Raw genomic sequence first — 25,939 nt, forward strand, 5'->3', positions numbered from 1 at the left:
ACTTCCTCCCTCATTCAGATTGTTCTCGAACCTCAATCTTGGCACGTCGATGCCGTACCGAGTGGGGGAAGTCCCTTTTATTCGCTGAACCCGGAGCCCCAACAAGGGCTTGCCGCTGCGCGGCCAATGTGGCGGGCCGGTTAGTTCGGCGTTAGCGCTATTTATGAACGATCACGGAAAGCCCAAGATTCGCATTGACCGATTTACCGCTACGGCCGGTGCAGCGGTTCTGGTGGCCATTGCTGTAGGCTTCGTATTTTTCGCGTTTAGCGCTCTAGCAACGGGTTGCATTAGCTTAGAAGGCCCGACGGATGGAACAGGAATTCTTTATTGCAAACCTGACGCGCCATATTGGGTGGCCACCTTATCGTTTCTCTTAATAGGGCTTGTGCTAATTTTTGTCAGCGTCAAGCTTGTGCAAGCTGCGGATAAACATATTTGAAATGACTCAGAAGAGCGCTAACAAGTCACTCAACCCGGACCTCGCAGCAGAGACATGCCGCTTCGCGGCACGTGCTGCGGCCCCGTTAGCGTGGCGTTGGGCAGATTTCTAGGCGCCTTGACAATGCGTAGCCAATTGGCTACATTTGGGTATGCTCGAAATTCGCAAAACCGACATTTATGCCGATTGGATCGATAACCTTCGGGACCTCCAAGGGCGTGCCCGTATTTTGGTCAGAATCGAACGTCTTGCCATGGGGAATCCTGGCGATGTGAAGCCTGTCGGCGAAGGAGTTTCTGAGTTACGAATCAATTACGGACCTGGCTATCGCGTTTATTTCACCAAGCAGGGTGACAAAATTGTGATTTTGCTGGCAGGAGGTGATAAGTCAACACAAACCGCCGATATCAAGACCGCATTGCGGCTGGCGCGAAACCTGTAGGAGTTAATCATGGCGAAAACTATTACCACCCGTTACGACGTTGCTGAACACCTTCGCACTCCGGAAGAAATGGCGGCCTATCTTGAGGCATGCATGGAGGAAGCGAACGGTGACGCGTCTTTTATTGCTAAGGCATTGGGAGACATTGCTCGCGCCAAAGGTATGACACAAGTCGCCCGCGATGCTGGCCTCTCGCGTGAAAGCCTCTACAAAGCCCTTTCCGGTGATCGTGCTCCAGGTTTCGACACTATCCTTAAGGTTATCGGTGCACTTGGGTTGAAGCTGCATGCCGAGCCGGCTCATCATTGAACAACTGCCCAACTCGTTGCTGAACCCGGACGCGCGCCAACAGCTCGCCGCTTCGCGGCCACTGTCGCGTGCCCGTTAGCTCGGCGTTAGAACTACAAAAGGAGCGCATCGAACGTGTCAGACAGCTTTTCTCTTCCGACTCTACTAGACGGTGAAAACATTGTTCTTCGTCCCCTAGCTGCTAGCGACTATGAGTCGCTTTATCAGGTCGCGTCTGATCCGCTGATTTGGGAACAACATCCGAGTCGGACGCGTTATCTAAGATCAGAATTCGATCCGTGGTTTCAATTGGCAGTGAAATCGCGTTCCGCCCTCATCGTAATAGATCGTAATTCCGGTAGCGTGATCGGGACATCGCGGTACTACAATTGGAATAAGGAAAAGAAAGAAGTGGCGATTGGCTACACTTTTATCGCTCGTGCTTACTGGGGCGGTCCTACCAATGCCGAGCTAAAAAAGCTGATGCTTAATTTTGCGTTTCAGACTGTCGACCGGGTCTGGTTCCACGTGGCTGTCACCAATACGCGCTCGCGCAAGGCGGTTGAGAAAATCGGTGGAGTTTTCTCTCATACCGGTATCGAAAATTTATCGGGCGGAGCTCAAGAATATGCGTTTTATCGGATTGATCGTCCAGGTGTCAATCATGAACCTATTGCGTAAAGTTCCAACTCGTCGCTTAACCCGGAGCCCCAACAGGGACTTGCCGCTACGCGGCAGCGTGCTGCGGTCCCGTTAGCTCGGCGTTAAATTGATTTTCTATGAGCTACGACTATTCGTTATTTAAACCACTGAGCGATGGACCAATGAGCTCCTGGCCAGTCGAGTTGCCCAAAAAGCTTGGCTCGGTAGAAGAAGTTAAGCAAATTCTTTCGGCAGTTTTCCCCAATACGGATTGGGAACTATGTGATGATACATGGTTTGGTCGGTGGGAGAGCGAAGCAGCGTATGCCGAGTTCCAGCTAACACCGGAAAGTGATGCAGGAGTTCATTTTCTGACCATGAGAAGGGTTGAGCGCGCGGAAGTGGAGAGATTATGTGGGCACTTAGACGTGATCGCTATCGATAGCCAAACGATGGAGCAGTATTCAAATTCAAGTCAGCGCTGGCGTCGAACAGAATAAAAACTAACATGCTGTTGTTTCAGTACAGATCCGCCTGCCGCTCAGCTAGGCGTCAAATAGAACAGTCACAAAACTCTTCAACAAATCATTTATTCAACTTTACGGGGAATTTATGGAGAAGTTTCATCGTTTGGTATTGATAATGTTTGTCGGGTGGCTTTCTAAAACAGTTAATTCCTCGGCACATGCAGAAGATCGTATCGGTGTCTTAATGCTGCATGGTAATTTGAACACGCCCGGCGAAGCAGCCGATGCAGTGGTCGACTGGATAAAAACTAATGTTGGTAAGTGACTTGTGTATCAAACCGCCTTTGGGCATCTATTTATCTCGCCGCTCAACCCAGATTCGCGCCAGAGAGTTCGCCGCTTCATGGCATATGGCGCGGCCTGGTTAGTTCGGCATTAAATTTCAGGACAGCACGAATGACACCATTTCTCGCATTCCTCCATCATTTGGCCATCTTTATCCTTTTCGGCGCGTTAGTCGCAGAGCTCGTATTGCTGCAAGAAGTACTGACTCTGCGAAGTGCTCGCAAAATTCGCATCGCCGACATGGTGTATGGGGCAGCCGCTGGCACTGTGATCGTTGTCGGGTTGCTTCGAGTCTTCTATTTCGAAAAAGGCGCGGCGTATTATCTGCACAGTGTGCCGTTCTGGATAAAAATGGCGGCATTCGTTTCGGTGGGGGTCGTGTCGATTTGGCCCACGATTGAGTTTTTTTCTTGGGCCAGGTATTTAAAGGCGGGGCAGGCGCCGGTTATAACGCCACAAAAATTGAGCGTCATTCGTAAGCTGATTCACCTGGAGCTGATTGGGATAATGATCATTCTATTGGCTGCGGCATTCATGGCAAAAGGTATTGGCTACGTCGGCTGATTGCCCAGATATACGGGCATAGGCGTAAGCCAGGCGAGAAAGCAAACCAAGAATGCATAAGTAACGCGTTGCTTAACCCCGACTGCAACAAGAGCTGCCGCTTCGCGGCATGATCTGCGGCTTGCGGGTCCGGCGTAAGACTTCATATGGCGAAGCAGTTGACTCTTGAATCGTCAGCTACGTGCCACCCTCAGCCTGGCTTAAAATCCATAAAATATAAATTTAAAGTTCGAGGAAATTCGCCCATGAAACGCGCTCTCGTCGTTGCTTCGCTGGCCATGGCCCTGGCAAGTCCGGCTCATGCAGTCGGGCCGCTCGGCGCTATCCTGCTTAGCTACGTCAAGCAAGCATTGAAGGAAAAAATCGTTTCCTATGCCAAGGAGCAGGCAACCGGCTTGGTGAGAGATTCGCTGGCTGGAACTCCGGGAGGCAGCATGCTTGCCATGGTGCCCGGCATGGGCGGCTTCGCGCCGCGGCCTGGCATGCCGCCGGAAGCGATAGCGGCATTGAAGGCTTCCGGCGTCTACGATACGAATGCCGCGCCATTGACGGATGCGGAATGGGAAGAATACGAACAAACCATCACGAGGATGGCCAAGGCAGCCGGCAATGAAGATGACGTGCCGGATGTGCGACAAATGCGCGCCATGATGGCGAGCATGCCGCAAATGTCCGGTGTGCTGCGTATGCAGCTGCAAACGTTCCGGGAAGTGAAGTCCGAGCAGGCACGGATGCGCCAGGCGTATGCTGATATGTCGGAGGCGGAGCGGCAGGAAGTAGTGGCTGAACTGGTGAAGAATTTCCGTGAACAGTCGCCGGAAGATCAGCCCGCCGCGATGCGGGTGCTAAAGAGCGATGCGCTTGGTCTGCCGGAAGATTTGACGCAGCGCTTGCTGGTGGCGCTAAACTAGCATCGATGTCACCGACGGCATAGGATTCAAATAAATGAAACGACTATTCCCGCTTCTGCTACTTCTTCCCTGCCTGGCGCATGGTGGCGAGCCGCCCGCTGCGGCTCGGCAGGAAATCGCTCATCTTGTCGCTTACCTGAAAGAGTCCGGTTGCCAATTCAACCGCAATGGCAAGTGGTACAGTTCCGCCGAAGCGGTGGACCACATTAACGAGAAGTACCAGTACTTGCTTAAAAAAGACCTGGTCTCTTCTGCCGAAGACTTCATCGATCGCGCCGCCAGCCAGAGCAGCATGAGCGGCAAGCCCTATCAGGTCAAATGCGGCGGCAACGTGCCGGCGAAAAGCGGCCCGTGGCTGATGCAGGAATTGGGCAGGTATCGCGCGGGTAAAAAATAGCTTGCGCTGTTCGGCGGCGAGATTGATTGATCCGGCGACGGTCCCGCGTCACTACATGGCACACATGTGCCAGCGACATGGAAAGCATCTTGATAAGATGCCTGCTTCGCCGTTGGCGCGTTAATCGTCATGATCTGCCGCTATGCTTGAACTTCGTACCTTCGCCCTGTTTGTCGTAACCGCCATCGCGGAAATTGTCGGCTGTTACCTCCCCTATCTCTGGCTCAGGCAGGGCAAGAGCGCGTGGTTGTTAGTGCCGGCGGCGATCAGCCTGGCGCTGTTCGCCTGGCTGCTGACCTTGCATCCTACCGCTGCCGGACGCGTGTATGCCGCCTACGGCGGCGTCTATATCTGTGTGGCGATCCTGTGGCTATGGGTGGTCGACGGCATCCAGCCGACTGTCTGGGACATAGCCGGTGTCCTGGTGGCGCTGGTCGGCATGGGAATTATCATGTTCGCGCCCAGAAGCGCATGAGCGTTAAATCCCCACAATCGGCACGTGCCTCAGTCGCATCAACCTCAAGCTCAGCATCGTTAAGCCTCCCCATTCTTCCTTGCTGATACTGTTATTGCATACAGTATAATTTGCAGGATCATGATTTCGTTTCACTTCAATTCCGCACCAGGACCGCGCCGGGTTTTGTCATGAAGCGCGAACTCCGCCGTGTCGCCCACCTGGATATGGATGCGTTCTATGCATCCGTGGAGCTCTTGCGCTATCCGGAGTTGAAAGGGCAGCCCGTGGTGATCGGTGGCCGCTCGGTGGATAGACCTGTCATGCAAGCCGATGGCACTCGGCGCTTTGCCCGCTTGCGCGACTATGCCGGGCGCGGCGTGGTCACCACGTCCACGTATGAAGCGCGGGCGCTGGGCGTGTTTTCCGCGATGGGGTTGATGAAGTCGGCCCAGCTGGCGCCAGATGCGATTCTCTTGCCGGTGGACTTCGACGCCTATCGGCATTATTCGCGCCTGTTCAAGCAGGCCGTGGCCAGCATCGCGCCGCAGATCGAGGACCGGGGCATCGATGAAATCTATATCGACTTGAGCGACCTGCAAGAGGATACGCATTCGCTGGCGCAGCAGATCAAGCAAGCCGTGCGCAACGCCACCGGCTTGTCGTGCTCCATCGGCGTGGCGCCCAACAAGCTGCTGGCCAAGATTTGCTCGGATCTCGACAAGCCGGATGGGTTGACGCTCCTGACTCCGGAGGACATTCCCAAGCGGATCTGGCCGCTGCCGGTGCGTAAGATCAATGGCATCGGTCCCAAGGCCGGCCAAAAGCTTGAAGCGCTCGGCGTTCATACGATCGAGGACTTGGCCAAGGCCGCGCCCGGCCTGCTGCAGGATCACTTCGGCCGCAGCTATGCCGCCTGGCTGCTCGATGCGGCGCAAGGGGTCGATGAGCGGCCCCTCATCACCCGCTCGGAACCCAAGTCGATCAGCCGCGAAACCACCTTCGATCGCGACTTGCATGCGCGCCATGACCGCGAAAGCTTGTCGGGTATTTTTACCGCGCTGTGCGTGAAGGTGGCGGAAGACTTGCGCCGCAAAGGTTATGTCGGCCGCACCATCGGCATCAAGCTGCGCTATACGGACTTTCGCATCGTCACCCGCGACTTCACCTTGCCGGCGCCGACGGCCGATGCCGCCACCATTCGCCGTGCCGCCGGCGAATGCCTGAAGCGCGTGCCGCTGGAGCAGCGCTTTCGCTTGCTCGGCGTGCGCGTGGGCGCGCTGGAGCGGCCCAATGCCGCGCAGGATGGCGCGCAGTTTTATCAGGAACAGTTGCCCTTCGCGGAGTGAGCGATACGGCAAAGCTGGAGCATTCTGGTCGGTCTTTCAGGGATCGGTGTCAAGGTCGGGTATGCTTGCATTGTCGATGACGTTGGCAATTCCCATGAACTCTCTTCACTCCGCAAAAGAACGACTCCTCGCCCAGGCGCGGCAGGATTATCAACCCGAACTCGTCGCGGTCGACAGCGAGGCAATTTCCCGCCTGCCAGCCCGCGCCGATCGTTTCAGCCACATGACCGTTGGTTTGTTCGGCAAGCCTGCCGGACAAACGCCCGAGGGCGCGGCGGCCTATTGCGTCGCCTTGAACAGCGTGAACTTCATGTTCTGGACGCCGACCACGGATGGCGTGGCGCGCTACCACTGGGGCGATGAAGGCGGCGCGCATGGCTTGAAGGCGGCATTCGACGCCATCTGGGGCGACGAGACCACACCGGTGCGCTTGCGTGCCCGCCTTGGCTCGGGGGTGGAACAGGTGCTGATCGATGCCTTGGGCGAGATTTCCCTGGCGCGGCGGCGCGCGCAGTTTTTGCGTGAAGTGCTGTTTGAAGACCAGCTGGAACAGGCGGCTGCCGAACTGGTGGTTGCGGCCGGAACCGGCCGATTGACCGCCGACGATGCCGAGCGGCTGGCCAGGCGCTTTCCGATGGCGTATGGCCAGGACCCCTATCTCATGCGGGCGCAGCTGGCCATCATGTGGTACGCCGGTTATCTGCTCGAGCAAGGCATCCAGGTCGATTGCGATATCACGGTGGCGGCCAGCTACCAGATGCCGCGGGTGATGCGGTCGATTAAGGTGCTGCGCTTTGCGCCGGAACTGGCGGCGAAGATCGACAAGCATACGCTCATCATGCGCCACAGCGCCGAAGAACGCGCCATCCGCAGCGCGACAGTGCTGGGGGCGCAGGAAATGGCGCGGCACCTGGGCGTGTCCGAACATGCCATGGTCAACGTGTTATGGCAAAACCGCCATGCCTGCGGGGCGACGCCGTATCACCTGACCATTACGACCGATTACTGAGAGCGAGAAAAAATCCCGCATGCGGCGTTGGGCTTTTAGCCATGGGCAATTGGCTCCCCGTTCCAGGCTCAAGCCACATGCCACATGCGGGAGATACGCCTACTTCACGTCGATCGCGAAGTAATCCGGATTCGGCGGCGGATAGTTGAGTTTTAAGTCTTTCATGCTTTCTACCATGATCGATGCAATCGCCAGATTGCGGTGGCTCTTGCTGTCGGCCGGGATGACGTACCAGGGTGCATGGTCGGTATCGGTGGCCTCGATCGCCTTTTCATACAAGCGCTGGTATTGGTCCCAGTGCTGCCGTTCCTTCAAGTCGTTGAGATCGACTTTCCAGTGTTTTTGCGGATCGGCCAGCCGGGCTGCCAGGCGTTCCTTCTGTTCCTCGTAAGAGATGTGCAGGAAAAATTTCAGCAGCACCGTGCCGGTCTCTGTCAGCATGCGCTCGAAATCCTGAATCTGCCGGTAGCGCCGCTTGCATTCCCTGTCATCGATCAGCCCGTGCACCGCCGGATACAGCACGTCTTCATAATGGCTGCGATTGAAGATCACCATCTCGCGTTGCGCCGGCACTTCGCGGTGCACGCGCCAGAAGTAGTCATGCTCGCGTTCGGTAATGCTGGGGGCGCGAAACGAGACGCAACGCACGCCCAGCGGGTCGAGCCGGCCGAAGACGCCGCGCACCGTGCCATCTTTGCCGCTGGTATCCATGCCTTGCAGGATGATCAGCATCTTGCGGTCGTTTTCCGCATAAAAGATATCCTGCATGGCCGAGATTTCTTCAGCCAGTTCCGCCGTGCGCACCTGATCGGCCGCCTTGTCGCCGCTGGAAATCGGCTTGGTCTTGGCAGAATCGTCCTTCAGCTTGAGCGGAAGTTTGGCGCGGAAAAGGTCTTGTGCATGCACGCTGCGGCCTTTCAATGAATGTTGATCGGTTCAATACAGCATAGCGCGCCGCGCCGGGTCTGGCATTGATCGGCAGCGCCCTTGTCATCGTCCTGGGTTAAGTCTTCCGGCGATGGCCGCGACCCAGTTCAGATGCCGTCGAGCGGCAATGACGTTTTGCTGACGACGCGGCGCAAGACGAAACTGGAATGCACGCCGGTGACGCCTTCGATGCGCGTGATCTTGTTGAGCAGCAGTTCCTGATAGGCATCCATATCGCGCACCACGACTTTCAACTGGTAGTCGGCATCCTGTCCCGTAATCAACAGGCACTCCAGCACTTCCGGCAAAGCCGCCACGGTCGATTCGAAATGATTGAAGCGTTCAGGCGTATGACGATCCATGGAAATATGCACCAGCGCCATCAGCGTCAGGCCCAGCGTCTTGGCATCGAGCAGCGCGCGGTACGCAGTGATCAAGCCGCTTTCTTCCAGGGTGCGCAGGCGGCGCAGGCACGAGGAAGGCGACAGGCCGATACGGTCGGCCAGGTCCTGGTTGCTGATGCGGCCATCCTGTTGCAAGACTTCCAGGAGGTGGCGATCGTAACGGTCCAGTTGCATGATATATGGGTGTTTTTGGATGTATTGGCAATATATTCTATATTTTAAATGGTAAATGCAAGTAAATTGCAAATATTGAGAATAATAACCAATTTTTGCAAGCACATTGCAAGGCCGTTGCGTTATTCTTTCACCCATACCGCCGCATCCGGCATGGCAGCGTCACCGATCGCTGTCATGGCTGAATAGCTCACGAGGCTGGCAGGCTGGCCACCGGTGCGGACGCGTATACCTAATCGAAAAGAGAGAACAACATGAAAGCCTTTGACCACCGCAAATACCGTGCTGCCCCCGTCATCAACCTGCCCGACCGCCAGTGGCCGAACCGCACCATCACCCGTGCGCCGCGCTGGGCCAGCGTCGATCTACGTGACGGTAACCAAGCCCTGCTGGAGCCGATGAATGTCGGTCAGAAGCGCCGCTTGTGGGCATTGCTGGTCAAGCTCGGTTTCAAGGAAATCGAGGTGGGCTTTCCCTCCGCTTCGCAGCCCGATTACGATTTCGTGCGCTGGCTGATCGAAGCCAAACAGATTCCCGACGATGTCACGCTGCAGGTGCTGGTGCAGGCGCGCGAGGATCTGATCCTGCGCACCTTTGACGCCTTGAAAGGCGCCAAGCGCGCCATCGTCCACGTGTACAACTCGACCTCGACCGTGCAGCGCGAGCGCGTGTTCGGCCTCGACCGTGACGGCATCATCAAGATCGCCAGCCAGGGCGCGGCCATGGTCAAGCGCGAAGCCGACAAGCATCCGGAAACCGAATGGACCTTTGAATATTCTCCGGAGAGTTTTTCCAATACCGAGGTGGATTTCGCCGTCGCGGTATGCGAAGCGGTGATGGATGTGTGGCAGCCGAGCGCGGAGAAGCCCTGCATCATCAACCTGCCCTCGACGGTGGAGAGCACCACGCCCAATGTCTATGCCGACCAGATCGAATACTTTGCCACCCGCATCAGCCGCCGCGATGCGCTGATCCTGTCGGTGCATACGCATAACGACCGTGGCTGCGGTGTGGCGGCGGCGGAACTGGCCGTGTTGGCCGGTGCCGACCGCGTCGAAGGGACCTTGCTTGGCAATGGCGAGCGCACCGGCAACATGGATATCACCACCATGGCGATGAACCTGTACAGCCAGGGCGTCGACCCGGAACTCGATCTCTCCAACCCGGACGAAATCATCGCCGTCGCGCAGGAATGCACCGGCATCGCCCTGCATCCGCGCCACCCATGGTTCGGCGAACTGGTGTACACGGCCTTTTCCGGCAGCCACCAGGATGCCATCCGCAAGTGCCTGCACCAGCAAAAAGAAGACGAGCCGTGGCAAGTGGCTTACCTGCCGATCGACCCGAAAGATCTCGGTCGCGATTATCAGGCAGTCATCCGCGTCAATAGCCAGTCCGGCAAGGGCGGCGTGGCTTTCGTGCTGGAACGCGACTATGGCCTGGTGCTGCCGCGCTGGCTGCAGGTCGATCTGGCCCAGGTGGTGCAAAAGGCCAGCGAAGCCAGAAGTGGTGAAATCGACGGCGCCAGCATCCATGCCCTGTTCCGGCAAAACTTTGTGGTCGACCAGGGCGCGGTAGCCTTGCATGGCTATCAAATCCGCCACGAGGGTGGCCATGACGTCGTTGAAGCGACGATCAGCGAAAATGGCGCGCAGCGCCAGTTGCACGGCGAGGGTGAGGGCGCACTCTCGGCATTCATCGATGCGCTGATGCGCTTCAGCGGCCGGCAGATCAATGTGGTCGATTACAGCGAGCATGCCATTGGCGCCGGCACCGATGCCGAGGCGGCGGCCTATGTGCAGCTCAATATCAATGGCCAGCGCTATTCCGGCGCCGGCTTCGACCATGACACGGTGAGCGCGTCGCTGAAGGCGGTATTGTCGGCATTGAATCGCGCCTGCTCCATCGCAGGCGAGGCGATGGCGGCTTAAGCTTTAAGCACCGGCAAACAAAAGGCTCCATCGAGTGATTGGAGCCTTTTATATTTAGGGGCGCGCGTGGTGTCCCCAGCGCTTACGCCTAGGTCGCCAGAAAGCGCTCCAGCACGGCATTGAACTGCGCCGGCTTTTCCATCGGCAGCGCATGGCGGGCGTCGTTCACCACTTCCAGCCTGGCGCCCGGTATGCGCGCCACATAAGCTTCCTTCATCGACAAGGGCGTGTAATCCTGGTCGGCGGCGATCGCCAGCACCGGACAGGTGATGCCGCCGATGCGCTCCGCCACGCTCCAGCCGATCAGCGCGGCAAAGGCGTTCAGGTAAGCTTGTGGATCGTTGCGCGAGGTGCGCTCGATGAAGCGCTCGCGTTCGGCGCGGTTTTCCGGCTTGGGAAACAGGCGCAGTGCGATCATGGCGGCGAGCTTGGCCATACCCTTGCGGCGGACTACGTAATTGCGCATCCAGATCGCCAGTTTTTCCTTGAAGGTACGTACGGTCGCATCCGGGCCGCTGTTGACGATGGTGAGCGACTGCACCAGGCCCGGATAGTCAACGGCGAACTGAAAGGCAACGGCGCCGCCGAGTGAAATGCCGACCACGTGCGCCGACTCGATCTGCAGGGCATGCAGCAACCCCGCGGCGTCATTGGCGAATTGCGCCATGCTGTACGGGCCGGCAGGCTTGTCCGACGCGCCATGTCCGCGCAAGTCGAAGCTGATCACCCGGAAGCGCGCGGCGAAATGCGCGACCTGCGCTTCCCAGTCTTCCTTGCAAGAGCCCAGTCCGTGGATGAACAACAGTGGCGGGCCCTCTCCTTGCATGTCGTAGTCGATGCCGATGCCATTGATGTGAGCGCGTGCCATGATTTTCCCTTCTTGTTCCTTGCGCGATTCACGATGTCGCCGCTCTCCTTGATTCAATCAGGTCGCGCGGCAATGTCGTCACTAATAACGTCACTATAGGGATTTTTTGTTCGCTTTCCACTCGCCGGCCGGAGAGGCGCCGGCGCTTGACAAGTGCGGCTCGCTACGAGCCTGGCCGCAATCGAGGAATGGGATGGGGATCAGCCGTGCAAGGACACGACGCTGGAAATGCGTTGCGCGGCGGCCTGGAGCGGGCCAAGGAATTCCTTCACCATTTGCTTGGCGGATTTGCGTTGCGCATTGCCGCTGATGTTGACTGCCGCGATGATCTTGCCGTGGCGGTTTTTGATTGGCGCCGACAGCGAAATCAATCCCGCTTCCAATTCCTGGTCGACCACGGCCCAGCCTTGGGCGCGCACCGTGGCGATTTCCTTGCGCAAGTCTTTCGGTGTCACGAGCGTGCGCGGCGTATGGGCGCGCAAGTCCGACTCCGCCAGCACGGCATCCAGCTGTGCTTCGTCCAGGCCGGAGAGCAAGACCCGCCCCATCGAGGTGCAATACGCCGGCAAGCGGCTGCCGATGGAGAGGTTGATGGCCATGATCTTGTGGGTCGGCACCCGTACCACATAGACGATTTCGGTGCGGTCCAGCACGGCGGCCGAACTGCTTTCATGCACCTGCTCCACCAGGTCTTCCATCACCGGCCCTGCGCTATTCCACAGCGGCATGGACGTCAGATAGGCAAATCCCAGGTCGAGGATTTTCGGCGTCAGCCTGAACAATCGGCCATCCGCTTCGACATAACCCAGTGCCTGCAGGGTCAGCAGGATGCGGCGCGCGCCGGCACGCGACAGGCCGGTAGCGGCGGCGACGTCGGAGAGCGTTTGCGCCGGGCGGCTGGCATTGAATGAACGAATGACCGCCAGGCCGCGCGCGAACGACAACACGTATGAGTCGCCGGGACGTTCCGCCGCCTCATCGGCGGGATTGGGGATAGCGGGAAGAGCGTCGTTCATGGCCAGAAGTGCAGGTTCACGTTTGCAAAATGGTAAAGCCGTTGCCGCATGCAGGAAGCGGCGTGATGCCGCGCCGCAGCGTTGGCGGATTATACCAACCCGGGTCGGTACGCATGATGAAATTGCCAATGGTCATGTTCGACGATGCCATGAAGAAGCCGGGATTTGGCGGCAAATTGCCGCAAAACCATAAGAAATGGCTGCGACAGATTGAATGTCACCGATGGCTTGACAGTCATTTTTTTCACGCCTAGAATCGCCGCACATGTTCGCTAAATGAACAAACGTTCGTAAAACGAACAAATTATACCGTCCTTATTTCCGGGCTGGCGATTTTTTCAACAGCCCTTTGCAAGGCAAAAAATGATTAACAAGATCGTTTCATCCCTGACCGAAGCGGTTGCCGACATCCGCGACGGCGCGACCGTCATGATCGGCGGCTTCGGCACGGCGGGCATGCCGTCCGAGCTGATCGACGCCTTGATCGACCACGGCGCCCGCGACCTCACCATCATCAACAACAATGCCGGCAATGGCGAAACCGGCCTGGCCGCGCTCTTGAAAGCGCGCCGCGTGCGCAAGATCGTGTGCTCGTTTCCGCGCCAGGCCGATTCCCACCATTTCGACGCGCTTTACCGCGCCGGCGACATCGAGCTTGAACTGGTCCCGCAGGGGAATCTGGCTGAACGCATCCGCGCCGCCGGCGCCGGCATCGGCGGCTTCTTTACGCCGACCGGCTACGGCACCTTGCTGGCCGAAGGCAAGGAAACCCGCGAAATCAATGGCCGCCAATATGTCTTCGAGACGCCGCTGCATGCCGATTTCGCCCTGATCAAGGCGCTGGCCGGCGACCGCTGGGGCAACCTCGTGTACCGCAAGACGGCGCGCAATTTCGGCCCGATCATGGCCATGGCCGCCAAGACCGCCATCGCCCAGGTCGAACGCATCGTCGATCTCGGCGAGCTGGACCCGGAAGCGATCGTCACCCCGGGCATTTTCGTGCAGCGCGTGGTCGCCATCGGCGCCGCCGCCAAGAAGGAGGCAGCGTAATGACACAAGTGCGCAAGAAACTGAGTCGTGATGAAATGGCGCAGAAAGTCGCCCGCGACATTCCCGAGGGCGCTTACGTCAATCTCGGCATCGGCGTGCCGACTCTTGTCGCCAACCATATCGGCAGCGACAAGGAAATCATCCTGCACAGCGAAAACGGCGTGATCGGCATGGGCCCGGCGCCGGCGGCGGGCATGGAAGACCCCGACCTCATCAATGCAGGCAAGCAGTACGTCACCCTGCTGCCAGGCGGCGCCTTTTTCCATCATGCCGATTCGTTTGCCATGATGCGCGGCGGCCATCTCGATTACTGCGTGCTGGGCGCCTTCCAAGTCTCGGAAAAGGGTGATCTGGCCAACTGGCATACCGGCGCGCCCGACGCCATTCCGGCCGTGGGCGGCGCCATGGACCTGGCGCTGGGCGCCAAGAAGGTGTTCGTCATGATGGACCACCTCACCAAGCAAGGCGAAAGCAAGATCGTCAAGGCGTGCAGCTATCCCTTGACCGGCCAGGCGTGCGTGAACCGCATCTACACCGATCTGGCCATGATCGACGTCACCAGTGACGGCCTGGTAGTGCGCGAAATTTACACCGACCTCGATTTCGATGCCCTGGTCGAGCTGACCGGCGTGCCGATGAAGAACGGCACCGCGGCTTGAGCGTAAAGGAAACAAGATGAAAGACGTATTTATCTGCGATGCCATTCGCACACCGATTGGCCGTTACGCCGGTTCGCTGTCGTCGGTGCGCGCCGACGACCTGGGCGCGGTGCCGATCCGCGCGCTGATGGCGCGCAATCCCGATGTGGACTGGAAGGCTGTCGATGAAGTGATCTATGGCTGCGCCAACCAGGCCGGCGAAGATAACCGCAACGTGGCGCGCATGTCGGCGCTGCTGGCCGGTTTGCCGGTCGAGGTCGCCGGCAGCACCGTCAATCGCTTGTGCGGCTCCGGCATGGATGCCATCGGTTCGGCCGCACGTGCGATTCGCACCGGCGAAGCTTCCTTGATCATCGCCGGCGGCGTCGAGAGCATGAGCCGCGCGCCGTTCGTGCAAGGCAAGGCTACCACGGCCTTTTCGCGCGCTGCGGAAATCCATGACACCACCATCGGCTGGCGTTTCGTCAATCCGCTGATGAAAAAGGAATACGGCGTCGACTCCATGCCGGAAACCGCGGAAAACGTCGCCGACGATTACAAGGTCAACCGCGCCGACCAGGACGCCTTTGCCCTGCGCAGCCAGCAAAAGGCAGCCCGCGCCCAGCGCGACGGCACCCTGGCGGAAGAAATCATCGCCGTGCAAGTGCCGCTGAAGAAAGGCGAAACCGTCATGGTCGAGAAGGACGAGCATCCGCGCGAAACCACGCTGGAAGCGCTGGCCAAGCTGAAGCCCATCGTTCGTCATGACGGCACCATCACTGCCGGCAACGCTTCCGGCGTCAACGATGGCGCTTGCGCCGTGCTGCTGGCCGATGAAGAGGCTGTCAAGCGCTATGGCTTGAAGCCGCGTGCCCGCATTCTCGGCATGGCGACCGCCGGCGTGGCGCCACGCGTCATGGGTATCGGCCCGGCGCCGGCCACCAAGAAGTTGCTGGCGCATTTGAACATGACGATCGACCAGTTCGACGTCATCGAACTCAATGAAGCCTTTGCCTCGCAAGGTCTGGCCGTGCTGCGCGAACTGGGCGTGGCGGACGACGATACCCGCGTCAACCCGAATGGCGGCGCGATTGCGCTGGGCCACCCGCTCGGCATGAGCGGCGCGCGCCTGGTCACCACGGCGACGTATGAATTGCAACGCAAGGGTGGCCGCTATGCGCTGTGCACGATGTGCATCGGCGTCGGCCAGGGTATCGCGATGGCCATCGAGCGCGTCTAGAGCCGGATACAGCCTCAGATTGCCTTTCAGAACGGATAGCGACAGTTTGATAGAAGTACGAAGCAGTGCAGGAACGCATCGCGGTAAGCCGCCATGCATCACATCATTAACAAGCAAGAAGACAACCAAAAAAATTGGAGAGATTATGAAAAGCACCTTCACCAAGTTTTGCCGCCGCCGGCTGGCCGCTGCCATCGCCACCCTGGCGCTCGGCGCCGCCAGCACGGCTGCCATCGCCCAGGATCAAAAAAAGGGCATTTCCGATGACGTCGTCAAGATCGGCCTGCTGCTCGACTTGTCGGGCGTGCTGACCGATATCGCCGGCCAGGGCACCGCGACTGCCGTGCAGATGGCCATCGACGATTTTGGCGGCAAGGTCAATGGCAAGAAAATCGAACTGGTGTTTGCCGACCATAACAACAAGGCTGATATCGCCGCCGCCAAGGCACGCGAATGGTTCGATACCGCCAAGGTCGATGCCTTGCTGGATGTGGCCGGCTCCGCCACCGCCTTGTCGGCGCTGGAAGTCGCACGCCTGAAGAACAAGATCATCGTCTTCAATGGCCCGGGCACGCTGCGCATCACCACCGACCTGTGCGCCCCGACAGCGATCCACTATGCCTACGACACCTATTCGCTGGCCAATGTGACTGCCAAGGCGATGCTGAAAAACGGTGGCGATAGCTGGTACTTCCTGACTGCTGATTATGCCTTCGGCGCATCGTTGCAACAAACCGCGACCGAAGTGATCAAGGAAGCCGGCGGCAAGGTGCTGGGCGCGGTCAAGCACCCGACCAACGCTTCTGACTTCTCGTCTTACATTCTGCAGGCGCAATCGAGCGGCGCCAAGGTGATTGGCTTGGCCAACACCGGCGCTGACACGGTGAACGCCATCAAGGCAGCGCAGGAATTCGGCTTGCTGAAATCCGGTAAGCAAAAGCTGGCTGGTTTGCTGATGTTCATTAACGACATCCACGCGATCGGTTTGCCATCGGCACAAGGCTTGCTGCTGTCCGAAGCGTTTTACTGGGACCTGAACCCGGAAACCCGTGCCTGGTCGAAGCGCTACTTTGAAAAAGCCAAGCGCATGCCGAACATGATCCAGGCCGGTGCCTATTCCTCGACCATGCTTTATCTGAACGCCATCAAAGCAACCGGCACCGACGATACCGAGACCGTGATGAAGAAGATGAAGGCGACGCCGATCAACGACTTCTTCGCCAAGAATGGCAAGATCCGCGACGACGGCCGCATGGTGCATGACATGTACCTGTTCCAGGTGAAGGCGCCGAACGAATCCAAGTCCCCATGGGATTACTACAAGGTGATTGGCACCGTTCCTGCCGACCAGGCGTTCCTGCCGCTGGCAAAATCCACCTGCCCGCTGGTGAAGAAGTAAGTCTGGAAACCCGAATGCGCAAGGCGTGCATGGCAGCGCCATCGATGCCATGCGCATTCGGAATGCAATGAATCGACACAAGGGAAGCGTCATGAGCAATCCGCGCTGGAAACAACGGCCACCCGGTTCCAACTGGGGCGATTTCGGTCCTGACGACCAGCTCGGCCGCCTCAATCTTTTGACGCCGGAAAAACTGAAACAAGGCTTGGCGGAAGTGCATGATGGCCGCGCCTTTTGCCTCTCCCTGCCGCTGGATTACCCGGGCGGTAACGCGCTCAACCCCAACCGTAACCCGCCGATCCTGCGCCCGACCCTGCGGCGCGGCAAGGTCAACGTCAATTGCCAATTGTCGGAGCTGGAGCCCGGCCGCCCCGATGTGCTGTCGGATGACCTGGCGATTTTGCACCTGCAATATTCGACGCAATGGGATGGCTTGCCGCACGTCGGTTCCATGTTCGACGTCCATGGCGATGGGGTGCCACGCGCGGTGTATTACAACGGCTATGCCGCCGGCGACGATGTGATCGGCCCGGACGATGTGGCGGATTGCGGCTTGCCCGCGAATATCAAGCCGGAAAGCACGTCATGCGCAAAAGCCCTCGGCATTGAACACATGGCGCAAACCTGCGTGCAGGGCCGCGCCGCCATGATCGACCTGCGCGCGCACTACGGCGACGCCTATACCCTGGTCGGCTATGACAAGCTCATGCGCGTCATCGAACAGGACCGCGTGGAAATCGAAACGGGCGATATCGTTTGCATGCACACCGGCTTTGCCGATGTCGTGCTGAAGATGAACAAGCAGCCTGACCCGGCGGTATTGAAGAATAGTTGCGCCGTGCTCGACGGGCGCGACGAGCGTTTGCTGCAATGGATCAGCGATAGCAATCTCGCCGCCATCGCCACCGACAATTACGCCGTCGAGGCGTATCCGGCGCGCGACGACCATCACTGCTGCGCCTCCCTGCCCTTGCACGAGCATTGTCTCTTCAAGCTGGGCGTGCACCTGGGCGAATTGTGGCACCTGACGCCGCTGGCTGCATGGCTGCGCGAGCGCGGCCGCTACCGTTTCCTGCTGACGGCGCCGCCCCTGAAGCTCCCGGGCGCTTTCGCGTCGCCGGTGACGCCGGTGGCGACGGTCTGAGGCATTACCAAGGATGGAAAGACTGAAATGAGCAAGCAACGAGTATTGATCACCGGCGGCGCAGCAGGCATCGGCGCCGCGGCAGCCGAGCGCTGCCGCCAGGATGGCTACGAACCGGTCATCATCGACCGCGTCGGCGACGGCATAATCGCCGATCTCGCCGATCCTGTCGCCACCGGTAAAGCGCTGGCGCAAGCCCTCGAAGGCGGACCGATCACGCGGCTGGTCAACAATGTCGGCATGGTCTGCCCAGCGGACGCCGAGAACCAGACGCTGGAAGAACTCGAGCGCGCCTGGGCATTGAACGTGCGCTGCTCGATGCAATGCATGCAGGCGCTCTTGCCGGGCATGAAGGAAGCCGGCTTTGGCCGCATCCTCAACATGTCGTCGCGCGCCGCGCTGGGCAAGCAATTGCGCACTGCCTATGCCGCCACCAAGGCCGGCTTGATCGGCATGACGCGCGTCTGGGCGCTGGAGCTGGGCGCCTACGGCATCACCGCCAATGCCATCGGGCCGGGACCGATCGCCACCGAATTGTTCGAGCGCGCCAATCCGCCCGGCAGCCCGCGCACGCAAGCCATCATCGATTCGGTGCCGGTCAAGCGCATCGGCACGCCGGAAGATGTGGCGCAGGCAGTATCGTTCTTTCTGGACGAGCGCAGCGGCTTTGTCACCGGACAGGTCTTGTATGTCTGCGGCGGCATGACCGTGGGCGTGGCAGGTGTCTGACGTGAATACGTCCTTGCCAAACCGGAGCGACCAGACAGTAGCCATCGTCGGCGCCGGCAGCATCGGCGTAGCCTTTGCGCTGGTGTTCGCGCGCGCCGGCTGGCAAGTGCGCCTGCAAGACCCGGATGCCGCTAGACTGGCGGCGGTTCCCGGCGAAGTGGCCGAACGTGCGGCGGCGCTCAAGACATTCGACTTGCTCGATGAATCGCCGCAGACAGTGTGCGAACGCATCTCGACCATAACTGCATTGAGCGACGCCGTCGCGGAGGTGCCGCTGGTGCTGGAATGTGCGCCGGAAAAGGTCGAGATCAAGCGCGAATTGTTTGCGCAACTCGATAGCCTGACGCGCCCGGACACCATTCTGGCGAGCGTATCGTCAGCCCTGCCGGTGTCATTCTTTGCGGCAGAGTTGCCGGGCCGCTCGCGCTGCCTGATCGCCCATCCCGGCAATCCGCCATATCTGATTCCGGTCGTGGAAATCGTGCCGGCGGAATTTACCGCGCCGGCAGTGGCCGAGCGCGCCGAGCAGTTGTTTAATGAAGTCGGCATGGCGCCGGTGCGGGTGCGGCGCGAAGTCGAGGGTTTTATTTTCAACCGACTGCAAGGCGCCGTGCTGCGCGAAGCGTATTGCCTGGTGCGCGATGGCGTGGCGACGGTCGCCGACATCGACCGCGTCATGCGCGACGGCCTGGCGCCGCGCTGGTCCGTGATCGGGCCCTTCGAGACGGTAGACTTGAACACGCGAGGCGGCATCGCTTCGCATGCGCAAAAGATGGGGCCGGCTTACGCCCGGATGGGCAAGGAGCGCGGCCAGGATGACCCCTGGACGCCGGAGCTGGTCGCCGAAGTGGAACGCCAGCGGCGCGCAGCCTTGCCGCTGGATGAATGGTCATCGCGCGTCAGCTGGCGCGACCGCGAATTGATGGCATTGGCACGTGACCGCAAGAAGCGCGCCTCCAAGAATTGAACCTGTCGCAAGGCAGGAAGACAGTAAATCGAACGAATCATTGATTGACGAAAGGATCACCATGCTATTTCTCGTACATATGCAAGTCAACATTCCCGACACCGTGCCGGCCGAGCGCGCCACGCAGCTGAAGGCCGATGAAAAGGCGCTGGCGCAGGAATTGCAAAGAAGCGGCAAATGGCGCCATCTCTGGCGCGTCGCAGGCCAGTATGCCAACTACAGCGTGTTCGATGTCGAATCCAATGACGAGCTGCACAATGTCCTGATGAGTCTGCCGCTGTACCCGTTCATGAAGATTGAAGTCACGCCGCTGGCGCAGCACCCGTCGGCCATCGCCAAGAACTGAAACGGAGGCGCGTCATGCCCTATATGATCGAAACCTTCGACAAGCCCAATCGCCAGGAATTGCGCAAGCAAACCCGCAACGAGCATCTGGAGTATCTTGCCGCGCAGGCGGCCAAGCTGCTGGCATGCGGCGCCAAGCTCAACGATGACGGCAGCGATGCCGGCGGCGGCATCTATATCGTCGATGTGGAAACGCGCGTCGAAGCCGAGCAATTCATCGCTGCTGACCCTTTTTCCAAGGCCGATCTGTTCCGCGAAATCCGCATCACGCGCTGGCGCAAGGCTTACCTGGCTGGCCAGAGCTATCTGTGATGCGCCGGTCTCATTTTAATCGGAGGTAAAACATGCCCCAAGCCCAACTAGCCGACGTGAGCATCCATTACCAGCTCGACGGCGATGAAAAAAATCCCGTGCTGGTGATGTCCAACTCGCTCGGCACCACGATCGACATGTGGGCGCCGCAGGTCGCCGCCCTTTCCCAGCATTTCCGCCTGCTGCGCTACGACACACGTGGCCACGGCCAGTCGCAAGTCACGCCCGGCCCCTATTCCATTCCCCAGCTCGGCGGCGATGTGATCGGCTTGCTGGATTGCCTCGGCATTCAAAAGGCGCATTTCTGCGGCCTGTCGATGGGCGGCATCACCGGCATGTGGCTCGCCTCGGCGCATCCCGAACGCATCAATCGCCTGGTGCTGGCCAATACCGCCGCACTGATCGGCCCGCCGGAAAACTGGACCACGCGCGTGGACAAGGTGCGCCAGGAAGGCATGGCATCGATTGCCTCCGCCGTGGTGTCGCGCTGGCTGACGCCGGAGTACGCGGAAAAGCACCCCGAGCAAGTCGCCTACCTGGAAAACATGCTCAAGGCGACTCCAGCCGAGGGCTACGCGGCCAACTGCATCGCCGTGCGCGACGCCGATTACCGAGAAGCGGTCAAGAAGATTACGGCGCCGACGCTCGTGATCGCCGGCGCGGGCGACTTGCCTACGCCGCCGTCCGAAGGGCGTTATTTGGCCGAGGCGATCCCTGGCGCGAAATATGTCGAATTCGCCGGCGCCCACCTGACCAACCAGCAGGAGCCGGAACGCTTCAGTAACGCGGTAATCGAGTTCCTGCAAACCTAAAAATATCGTCTTCCTCCTCCTTCCCGCCTCCTGGGAAGGTTACATGCCCTGGCGTCGTGGACGACCAGGGCATTTTTTTACGCCGGCGTGACATGACCACGAACTTAGTACATCGTCGTGCTGATCCGCGCGGGCAAGTCCGCATCGTACTGCTGGCCATCGATATCGCCATGGCTCAAGTCTGCCAGGATGGTCCCTACGCTGGGCAAGCTGCTTTTCTCGACGTGGCTGTCGGCATGCCAGAGCCTGGAGCGCAGAATCGCCCGCGAGCATTGGAAGAATACCGATTCGACATGCACCTGCAAGACCGAGCGAGGCAGCTTGCCCTCCATGGCATGCTGCTCCAGGAGCTGGGGGTCGACGAGAATCCTGGCGCGGCCATTCACCCGCAGCGTCTCGCCGAGACCCGGGATTAAAAACAGCAGCGCCACGCGCGGATCCGCAATGATGTTGCGCAGGCTGTCGATCCGGTTGTTGCCGCGGCGGTCGGGAAGAATCAGGGTCTTGTCATCGACGATGGCGACGAATCCAGCCGGGTCTCCCCTTGGCGAGACATCCAAACCGTCTTCGCCCTTCGTCGCCAGGACGACGAAGGGCGACGCCTTGATGAGTTGCTGGTAGTGAGGATGAAGATAGTTGACTTCTTTCTTCAGCGAGGCAACGACCGGCTCTCCATAGATGTTTTCCAGCGATTCGAGATCGGAAATTTGATAGGGGTCTGACATGGTCTCCTCTATAAATTGGACTGGTTTTATGCCGCAACACCGACTACAGGCGCAAACGGCTGGTTCAGCAAATCGATGAAGGCATTGCCTTCCAGCGGCGGCGAATGCAAGTAGCCTTGCGTCTGGTCGCAGTCGAGGTCCTGCAGCAAGCTGAGCTGCTCTTCCGTTTCCACGCCTTCGGCCACGACTTCGATACCCAGCGAGTGCGCCAGCTGAATGATGGCCACGACGATCGAATAGCCCTTGGGGCTGATGGCCATGTTGTGGATGAAGCTGCGGTCCACTTTCATTTGCTGCACGCCGAACTGCTGCAGGTAACTGAGGCTGGAATAGCCGGTGCCGAAATCGTCGATGGCCAGCTCGAACCCGGCTTGCTGAAGCTTTTCAATGGTTTGCATGGTTTCGACGGCGTTTTGCATGGCCACCGTTTCGGTGATTTCAAACATCAGCTTGGCCGGAGCGATCTGGTGTTTGACGGTGATGCCAAGAATATCTTCGACGATGCGGGCCGAGCGCATCTGGATTTGCGACAGGTTGATGGCGATTCGCACGGTTTCCAATCCTGCCGTTTGCCATTCCTGCAATTGCCGGCATACCTCTTCAATGACCCAGCGTCCGACTTCCAGGATCTGGCCGGAGCGCTCGGCGATTGGAATGAATTCGGCGGGCGAGATCATGCCCAGCTTGGGATGCCGCCAGCGCAGCAAGGCTTCTGCGCCAAGGATATGGGTGCGGTCGCAGCTGAATTTGGGCTGATACACCAGGAATAGTTCGTCGTTCTGGATCGCCGCAGGCAAGCTGCGCTGGATATCGATGGCGCGGCGCGTGGAAGCATTCATGGCCGCTTCGAAGAAGCGGTAATTGTTGCGGCCGCTGGTCTTGACCTCGTACATCGCCGCATCGGCATGACTGATGAGCTCATCCACGCTCTTGCCATCGTCCGGATAGATGGCGATGCCGATGCTGGGAGAAATCCGCATGCCGAGCTGATGGGGTACGAATTCGTCATGGAAGCATTCGAGTAGTTTTTCTGCGATATGCCCGGCCATGCCCACGTCAGGCAATCCCTCGACCAGGATCACGAATTCATCGCCGCCCAGCCGTGCCACGGTGTCTTCCTTGCGCAAGGATTGTTGCAGGCGCGCCGCCACTTCCTGCAACAAGGCGTCGCCGACGGCATGACCCAGCGAATCGTTGATCGCCTTGAAGCCATCCAGGTCGATGAAGTAAAGCGCCACCCGCGCCCTGGCGCGTTCGGCAGCGACAAGGGCATGGCGCACGCGTTCAAACAGCAAGGAGCGGTTCGGTAAACCGGTCAGGGCATCGTGCATGGCCTGATGGTGCAACTTTGCATTGACCGTGGTGAGTGACTTCACATACTCGTTGGTGCGCATCTCCAGGCGCGCATCGAGAATGGACAGCATCAGGGTGATGGTCAGGATGCCGAAGGTGAGGCCGGCAATCGTCAGCGCCAGCCAGTTGGGGCTGATTTCCGACGCCACCGTGCAGACCGAGCCGAGCGGGAAATCGGCGGCGGCCATGCCCGTGTAATGCATGCCGGTGATGGCGATACCCATGACCAGGGCCGCGACAATGCGGCGCAGAAGCAGATGCTTTTCACGCTGATGCCGCAACCTGACCATGAGCCACAGCGCCGCCGTGGAGGCGCCGACCGCGATCAGGATCGAGAGCGTGAAAATGCCGGGGTGCCATTGGATGGCGGGATTCATCCGCATCGCGGCCATGCCGGTGTAATGCATGGCCGCGATGCCGGCGCCCATCATGATGCCGCTACTGAACAGCCGGGAGAGCGAAACCTTTTCCCGCGTGACGAGATGCAGCGCAAAGAAGGAAACCAACACCGCAATGACCAGTGACGCTGCAGTCAGGCCAAAATCGTAGCCGAGCGGGATCGGCAAGGAAAAGGACAGCATGCCGACGAAATGCATGCACCAGATGCCCAGGCCCATGGCAATGGCGCCGCCAGTCAGCCAGTACAGGCGCTGGTTTTTTCCGCTGACGGTGGCGATGCGCCCGGTAAGGTGGAGCGAGGTGTAGGACGCCAGCGTTGCGATTGTCAGGGAGGCAATTATAAGCGCAAGGCTGTAGGTGGGCTGCAGCATGACTCAATATTCAGCATATTTTTCTTGGGCCGAGCACAATACCGTAGTTATTAAGGCAAAGCCAATTAAAGGTTTTAATGCAATAGATAGTATTAACTTGCAGCTAACGTTTTGCAGCGCCAGGGCGGTCAATACCCTGATCATGTATGCAAATCCTTGCGCTGCACTGCCTTCATGGCGCCGCGTCTTTCATGTCGAGCTTGCGCAGCATGGCCTTGCTGATTGTCTGGCGCGTGTTCCCATACGCTTCCCATGGATCCTTCTTCAGCGCTTTCAAGCGCGCCGGCAGCGATTGGATATTCCACATGGCCGAATTGGTCACGTCATCGAGTTCATCCCAGGACAGCGGTGTGGAAACGCTCAAGCCTTGGCGCGCGCGCACCGAGTATGGCGCGACAGTGCTGGCCATTTTCTGGTTGCGCAAATGATCGATGTAGATCTTGCAGACGCGGTTTTGCTCGCCCATCTTGATGCCGAACTTGCGCGGAAAGGTCTCGGCCAGATGACGTGCCACGGCTTCGGAACAGCGCGTGACGGTTTCCCAGGTATGCCGGCGCGCCAGCGGCACCACCACGTGCAAGCCCTTGCTGCCGCTGGTTTTGACGAAGGAGTCCAGACCCAGCTCGTTCAGGAATTCCCTGAGCAGGCGCGCGCCGTCGACCACGCGCTGCCATTTGAGCTTGGGATCGGGATCGAGGTCGAATACCATGCAATCCGGCTTATCCATGCAATCGGCCCGGGCATTGCAGGTGTGGAGTTCTATCGTGCCCATTTGTGCCGCCGATACCAGGGCCTTGGCGGAATTGATGACCAAGAGCGGTTGATGTTCCGGATCGACCGATGGGTCAAGAATTGCGATTTCCGGAATCGCGGCGCGGATGGCATGCCGCTGAAAAAAGGCCTTGCCTGTCAATCCGCCCGGCGAGCGAAGCAGATAGACCGGGCGGTTTTTCAGGTAAGGCAGCAGGTAAGGTGCAACCGCATCGTAGTAGTGCGCCAAGTCCAGCTTGGTCAAGCCGCTTGCCGGGTCGATCACGCGCTCGGGGTGCGTGATGGTGATGCCCTGCAGCGTGGCAGGCTTCGATGGGGCATGCTTCAGCAACTTGCCTACCGGTTTATCCGCTTCCTCATCGATGCCGCTGTCGCTGCGCGCCGCCTCGTCCCTTTCCTTGATCAGGAGCCATTGCTGCTTGTTGCCGCCGCCAGCCATGCGCGTGCGCACCAGCGTCCAGCTGCCATGCAGCTTGTCGCCATACAGATGAAACTTGAGCTTGCCGTCACGATAGCCTTGCGCCGCATCCCCTCGCGCTTCCCAGATGCCGCTATCCCAGATCTCCACCTTGCCGGCGCCATACTGGTGCGCAGGGATGATGCCTTCGAAATCGGCATAGCTGATGGGATGATCCTCGACTTGCACCGCCAGGCGCTTGTCGGCCGGATTCATGCTCGGCCCCTTGGGAATGGCCCAGCTTTTCAGCGTGCCATCGAGTTCGAGCCGAAAATCATAATGCAGCTTGGACGCGTCATGCCGTTGCACCACGAAGCGCAATTCATCTTGCGCGCGCTGCGCTTGGCCGCGTGGTTCGCTCGTGATGCGGAAATTCCGTTTGGCATGGTAGGTCGCAAGTTTATTCGGCATGGCTTTTCCTCTATCTTGCTTGTGGTGCATAGGTCCGATGCGAATTTGCGGCAATGCTTTTGGCATTCACCTGTCGGCAAGCGCCGTGGTCGAATGGGCTGACGCACCGCTGTAACCATCGAATGCCATACGATTAATGTTACAAATTCGACAGACGAGGTACTGCTTAGTTCTTGTGCAATTGCA

31 protein-coding genes are annotated in these 25,939 nt (G+C 59.1%); 23 read left to right on the plus strand and 8 right to left on the minus strand.

Annotation, left to right across the window (positions count from 1 at the left end):
* Positions 1-163: 163 nt before the first annotated feature.
* From EDC30_RS16960 to EDC30_RS17015, 12 genes are all read left to right on the plus strand, one after another.
* Positions 164-442, plus strand: a complete 279-nt coding sequence (locus EDC30_RS16960; RefSeq protein WP_132260046.1) for a hypothetical protein — start codon at positions 164-166, stop codon at positions 440-442.
* A gap of 151 nt (positions 443-593) precedes the next feature.
* Entirely contained in the window at positions 594-884 is a 291-nt protein-coding gene (locus tag EDC30_RS16965) for a type II toxin-antitoxin system RelE/ParE family toxin (RefSeq protein ID WP_132260047.1), read from the plus strand.
* Positions 885-893: 9 nt separating this feature from the next.
* On the plus strand, positions 894-1,193 hold the full coding sequence (locus tag EDC30_RS16970; RefSeq protein WP_132260048.1) for an addiction module antidote protein: 300 nt from the start codon (positions 894-896) through the stop codon (positions 1,191-1,193).
* A gap of 114 nt (positions 1,194-1,307) precedes the next feature.
* Positions 1,308-1,853, plus strand: a complete 546-nt coding sequence (locus tag EDC30_RS16975) for a GNAT family N-acetyltransferase (protein WP_132260049.1) — start codon at positions 1,308-1,310, stop codon at positions 1,851-1,853.
* 98 nt (positions 1,854-1,951) lie between these two features.
* Positions 1,952-2,314 carry a hypothetical protein gene (locus EDC30_RS16980; protein ID WP_132260050.1) on the plus strand — a complete coding sequence of 121 codons (363 nt, stop codon included), beginning with the start codon at positions 1,952-1,954 and terminating at the stop codon, positions 2,312-2,314.
* Between the two features lie 112 nt (positions 2,315-2,426).
* Positions 2,427-2,606, plus strand: coding sequence for a hypothetical protein (locus EDC30_RS16985; RefSeq protein WP_132260051.1), 180 nt, complete (start codon positions 2,427-2,429; stop codon positions 2,604-2,606).
* 131 nt (positions 2,607-2,737) lie between these two features.
* Positions 2,738-3,190 (plus strand): DUF2214 family protein, encoded by a 453-nt coding sequence (locus EDC30_RS16990; protein ID WP_132260052.1) that lies wholly within the window; start codon positions 2,738-2,740, stop codon positions 3,188-3,190.
* Between the two features lie 245 nt (positions 3,191-3,435).
* Positions 3,436-4,101, plus strand: a complete 666-nt coding sequence (locus tag EDC30_RS16995; protein WP_132260053.1) for a hypothetical protein — start codon at positions 3,436-3,438, stop codon at positions 4,099-4,101.
* A gap of 34 nt (positions 4,102-4,135) precedes the next feature.
* Complete coding sequence (locus tag EDC30_RS17000; protein ID WP_132260054.1) at positions 4,136-4,498, plus strand: YfeK family protein; 363 nt, start codon at positions 4,136-4,138, stop codon at positions 4,496-4,498.
* 142 nt (positions 4,499-4,640) lie between these two features.
* A complete protein-coding gene (locus tag EDC30_RS17005; protein ID WP_132260055.1) occupies positions 4,641-4,973 on the plus strand; it encodes a YnfA family protein in 333 nt (110 codons plus the stop codon).
* Between the two features lie 170 nt (positions 4,974-5,143).
* Positions 5,144-6,301: a DNA polymerase IV gene (dinB, locus tag EDC30_RS17010; RefSeq protein ID WP_132260056.1), complete on the plus strand. Its 1,158-nt coding sequence runs from the start codon at positions 5,144-5,146 to the stop codon at positions 6,299-6,301.
* Positions 6,302-6,395: 94 nt separating this feature from the next.
* A complete protein-coding gene (locus EDC30_RS17015) occupies positions 6,396-7,310 on the plus strand; it encodes a queuosine salvage family protein (RefSeq protein WP_165973863.1) in 915 nt (304 codons plus the stop codon).
* A 99-nt stretch (positions 7,311-7,409) separates the two neighbouring features.
* Here the strand turns inward: EDC30_RS17015 and EDC30_RS17020 are convergent, their stop codons facing one another.
* The gene (locus EDC30_RS17020) at positions 7,410-8,216 is read right to left on the minus strand and encodes a PPK2 family polyphosphate kinase (protein WP_132260058.1); all 807 of its coding nucleotides are present in this window, start codon (positions 8,214-8,216) and stop codon (positions 7,410-7,412) included.
* Between the two features lie 128 nt (positions 8,217-8,344).
* The gene (locus EDC30_RS17025) at positions 8,345-8,815 is read right to left on the minus strand and encodes an Lrp/AsnC family transcriptional regulator (RefSeq protein ID WP_132260059.1); all 471 of its coding nucleotides are present in this window, start codon (positions 8,813-8,815) and stop codon (positions 8,345-8,347) included.
* 254 nt (positions 8,816-9,069) lie between these two features.
* Here EDC30_RS17025 and leuA point away from each other — a divergent pair, with 254 nt between their 5' ends.
* Positions 9,070-10,746, plus strand: a complete 1,677-nt coding sequence (gene leuA, locus EDC30_RS17030; protein WP_132260060.1) for a 2-isopropylmalate synthase — start codon at positions 9,070-9,072, stop codon at positions 10,744-10,746.
* Positions 10,747-10,834: 88 nt separating this feature from the next.
* Here leuA and EDC30_RS17035 read toward each other — a convergent pair whose 3' ends face one another.
* The 3 genes from EDC30_RS17035 to EDC30_RS19935 form a co-directional block, all read right to left on the minus strand.
* A complete protein-coding gene (locus EDC30_RS17035) occupies positions 10,835-11,614 on the minus strand; it encodes an alpha/beta fold hydrolase (protein ID WP_132260061.1) in 780 nt (259 codons plus the stop codon).
* Between the two features lie 200 nt (positions 11,615-11,814).
* On the minus strand, positions 11,815-12,630 hold the full coding sequence (locus tag EDC30_RS17040) for an IclR family transcriptional regulator (protein WP_132260062.1): 816 nt from the start codon (positions 12,628-12,630) through the stop codon (positions 11,815-11,817).
* A gap of 16 nt (positions 12,631-12,646) precedes the next feature.
* The gene (locus EDC30_RS19935; RefSeq protein ID WP_279389773.1) at positions 12,647-12,781 is read right to left on the minus strand and encodes a hypothetical protein; all 135 of its coding nucleotides are present in this window, start codon (positions 12,779-12,781) and stop codon (positions 12,647-12,649) included.
* A gap of 212 nt (positions 12,782-12,993) precedes the next feature.
* Between EDC30_RS19935 and EDC30_RS17045 the strand changes: the two genes are divergently transcribed.
* The 10 genes from EDC30_RS17045 (at position 12,994) to pcaD (ending at position 21,266) form a co-directional block, all read left to right on the plus strand.
* Positions 12,994-13,680, plus strand: coding sequence for a 3-oxoacid CoA-transferase subunit A (locus EDC30_RS17045; RefSeq protein ID WP_132260063.1), 687 nt, complete (start codon positions 12,994-12,996; stop codon positions 13,678-13,680).
* Entirely contained in the window at positions 13,680-14,339 is a 660-nt protein-coding gene (locus EDC30_RS17050) for a 3-oxoacid CoA-transferase subunit B (RefSeq protein WP_132260064.1), read from the plus strand. Before EDC30_RS17045 ends, EDC30_RS17050 begins: the two co-directional genes overlap by 1 nt.
* Before the next feature lie 16 nt (positions 14,340-14,355).
* Positions 14,356-15,558, plus strand: a complete 1,203-nt coding sequence (gene pcaF / locus EDC30_RS17055; protein WP_132260065.1) for a 3-oxoadipyl-CoA thiolase — start codon at positions 14,356-14,358, stop codon at positions 15,556-15,558.
* A gap of 145 nt (positions 15,559-15,703) precedes the next feature.
* On the plus strand, positions 15,704-16,957 hold the full coding sequence (locus EDC30_RS17060; RefSeq protein WP_132260066.1) for an ABC transporter substrate-binding protein: 1,254 nt from the start codon (positions 15,704-15,706) through the stop codon (positions 16,955-16,957).
* 91 nt (positions 16,958-17,048) lie between these two features.
* Positions 17,049-18,101, plus strand: a complete 1,053-nt coding sequence (locus EDC30_RS17065) for a cyclase family protein (RefSeq protein ID WP_132260067.1) — start codon at positions 17,049-17,051, stop codon at positions 18,099-18,101.
* A gap of 27 nt (positions 18,102-18,128) precedes the next feature.
* The gene (locus tag EDC30_RS17070; protein WP_132260068.1) at positions 18,129-18,830 is read left to right on the plus strand and encodes an SDR family oxidoreductase; all 702 of its coding nucleotides are present in this window, start codon (positions 18,129-18,131) and stop codon (positions 18,828-18,830) included.
* A 1-nt stretch (position 18,831) separates the two neighbouring features.
* Positions 18,832-19,797: a 3-hydroxyacyl-CoA dehydrogenase gene (locus EDC30_RS17075; RefSeq protein ID WP_243656836.1), complete on the plus strand. Its 966-nt coding sequence runs from the start codon at positions 18,832-18,834 to the stop codon at positions 19,795-19,797.
* Between the two features lie 61 nt (positions 19,798-19,858).
* Positions 19,859-20,143 carry a muconolactone Delta-isomerase gene (catC, locus tag EDC30_RS17080; RefSeq protein ID WP_132260070.1) on the plus strand — a complete coding sequence of 95 codons (285 nt, stop codon included), beginning with the start codon at positions 19,859-19,861 and terminating at the stop codon, positions 20,141-20,143.
* Positions 20,144-20,157: 14 nt separating this feature from the next.
* Positions 20,158-20,454, plus strand: a complete 297-nt coding sequence (locus EDC30_RS17085) for a YciI family protein (protein ID WP_132260071.1) — start codon at positions 20,158-20,160, stop codon at positions 20,452-20,454.
* 32 nt (positions 20,455-20,486) lie between these two features.
* On the plus strand, positions 20,487-21,266 hold the full coding sequence (gene pcaD, locus EDC30_RS17090; protein ID WP_132260072.1) for a 3-oxoadipate enol-lactonase: 780 nt from the start codon (positions 20,487-20,489) through the stop codon (positions 21,264-21,266).
* A gap of 104 nt (positions 21,267-21,370) precedes the next feature.
* On the opposite strand, the gene EDC30_RS17095 is transcribed toward pcaD, so the two are convergent.
* The 3 genes from EDC30_RS17095 to ligD form a co-directional block, all read right to left on the minus strand.
* Positions 21,371-21,991 (minus strand): pyridoxamine 5'-phosphate oxidase family protein, encoded by a 621-nt coding sequence (locus tag EDC30_RS17095; protein ID WP_132260073.1) that lies wholly within the window; start codon positions 21,989-21,991, stop codon positions 21,371-21,373.
* 26 nt (positions 21,992-22,017) lie between these two features.
* Positions 22,018-24,114, minus strand: coding sequence for a putative bifunctional diguanylate cyclase/phosphodiesterase (locus EDC30_RS17100; RefSeq protein WP_243656837.1), 2,097 nt, complete (start codon positions 24,112-24,114; stop codon positions 22,018-22,020).
* Between the two features lie 172 nt (positions 24,115-24,286).
* Positions 24,287-25,753, minus strand: a complete 1,467-nt coding sequence (ligD, locus tag EDC30_RS17105) for a non-homologous end-joining DNA ligase (protein ID WP_132260074.1) — start codon at positions 25,751-25,753, stop codon at positions 24,287-24,289.
* Positions 25,754-25,939 lie beyond the last annotated feature (186 nt).

The sequence above is a fragment of the Paucimonas lemoignei genome, assembly GCF_004342585.1.
In the GTDB taxonomy this organism is placed as follows: Bacteria; Pseudomonadota; Gammaproteobacteria; order Burkholderiales; family Burkholderiaceae_D; genus Paucimonas; species Paucimonas lemoignei.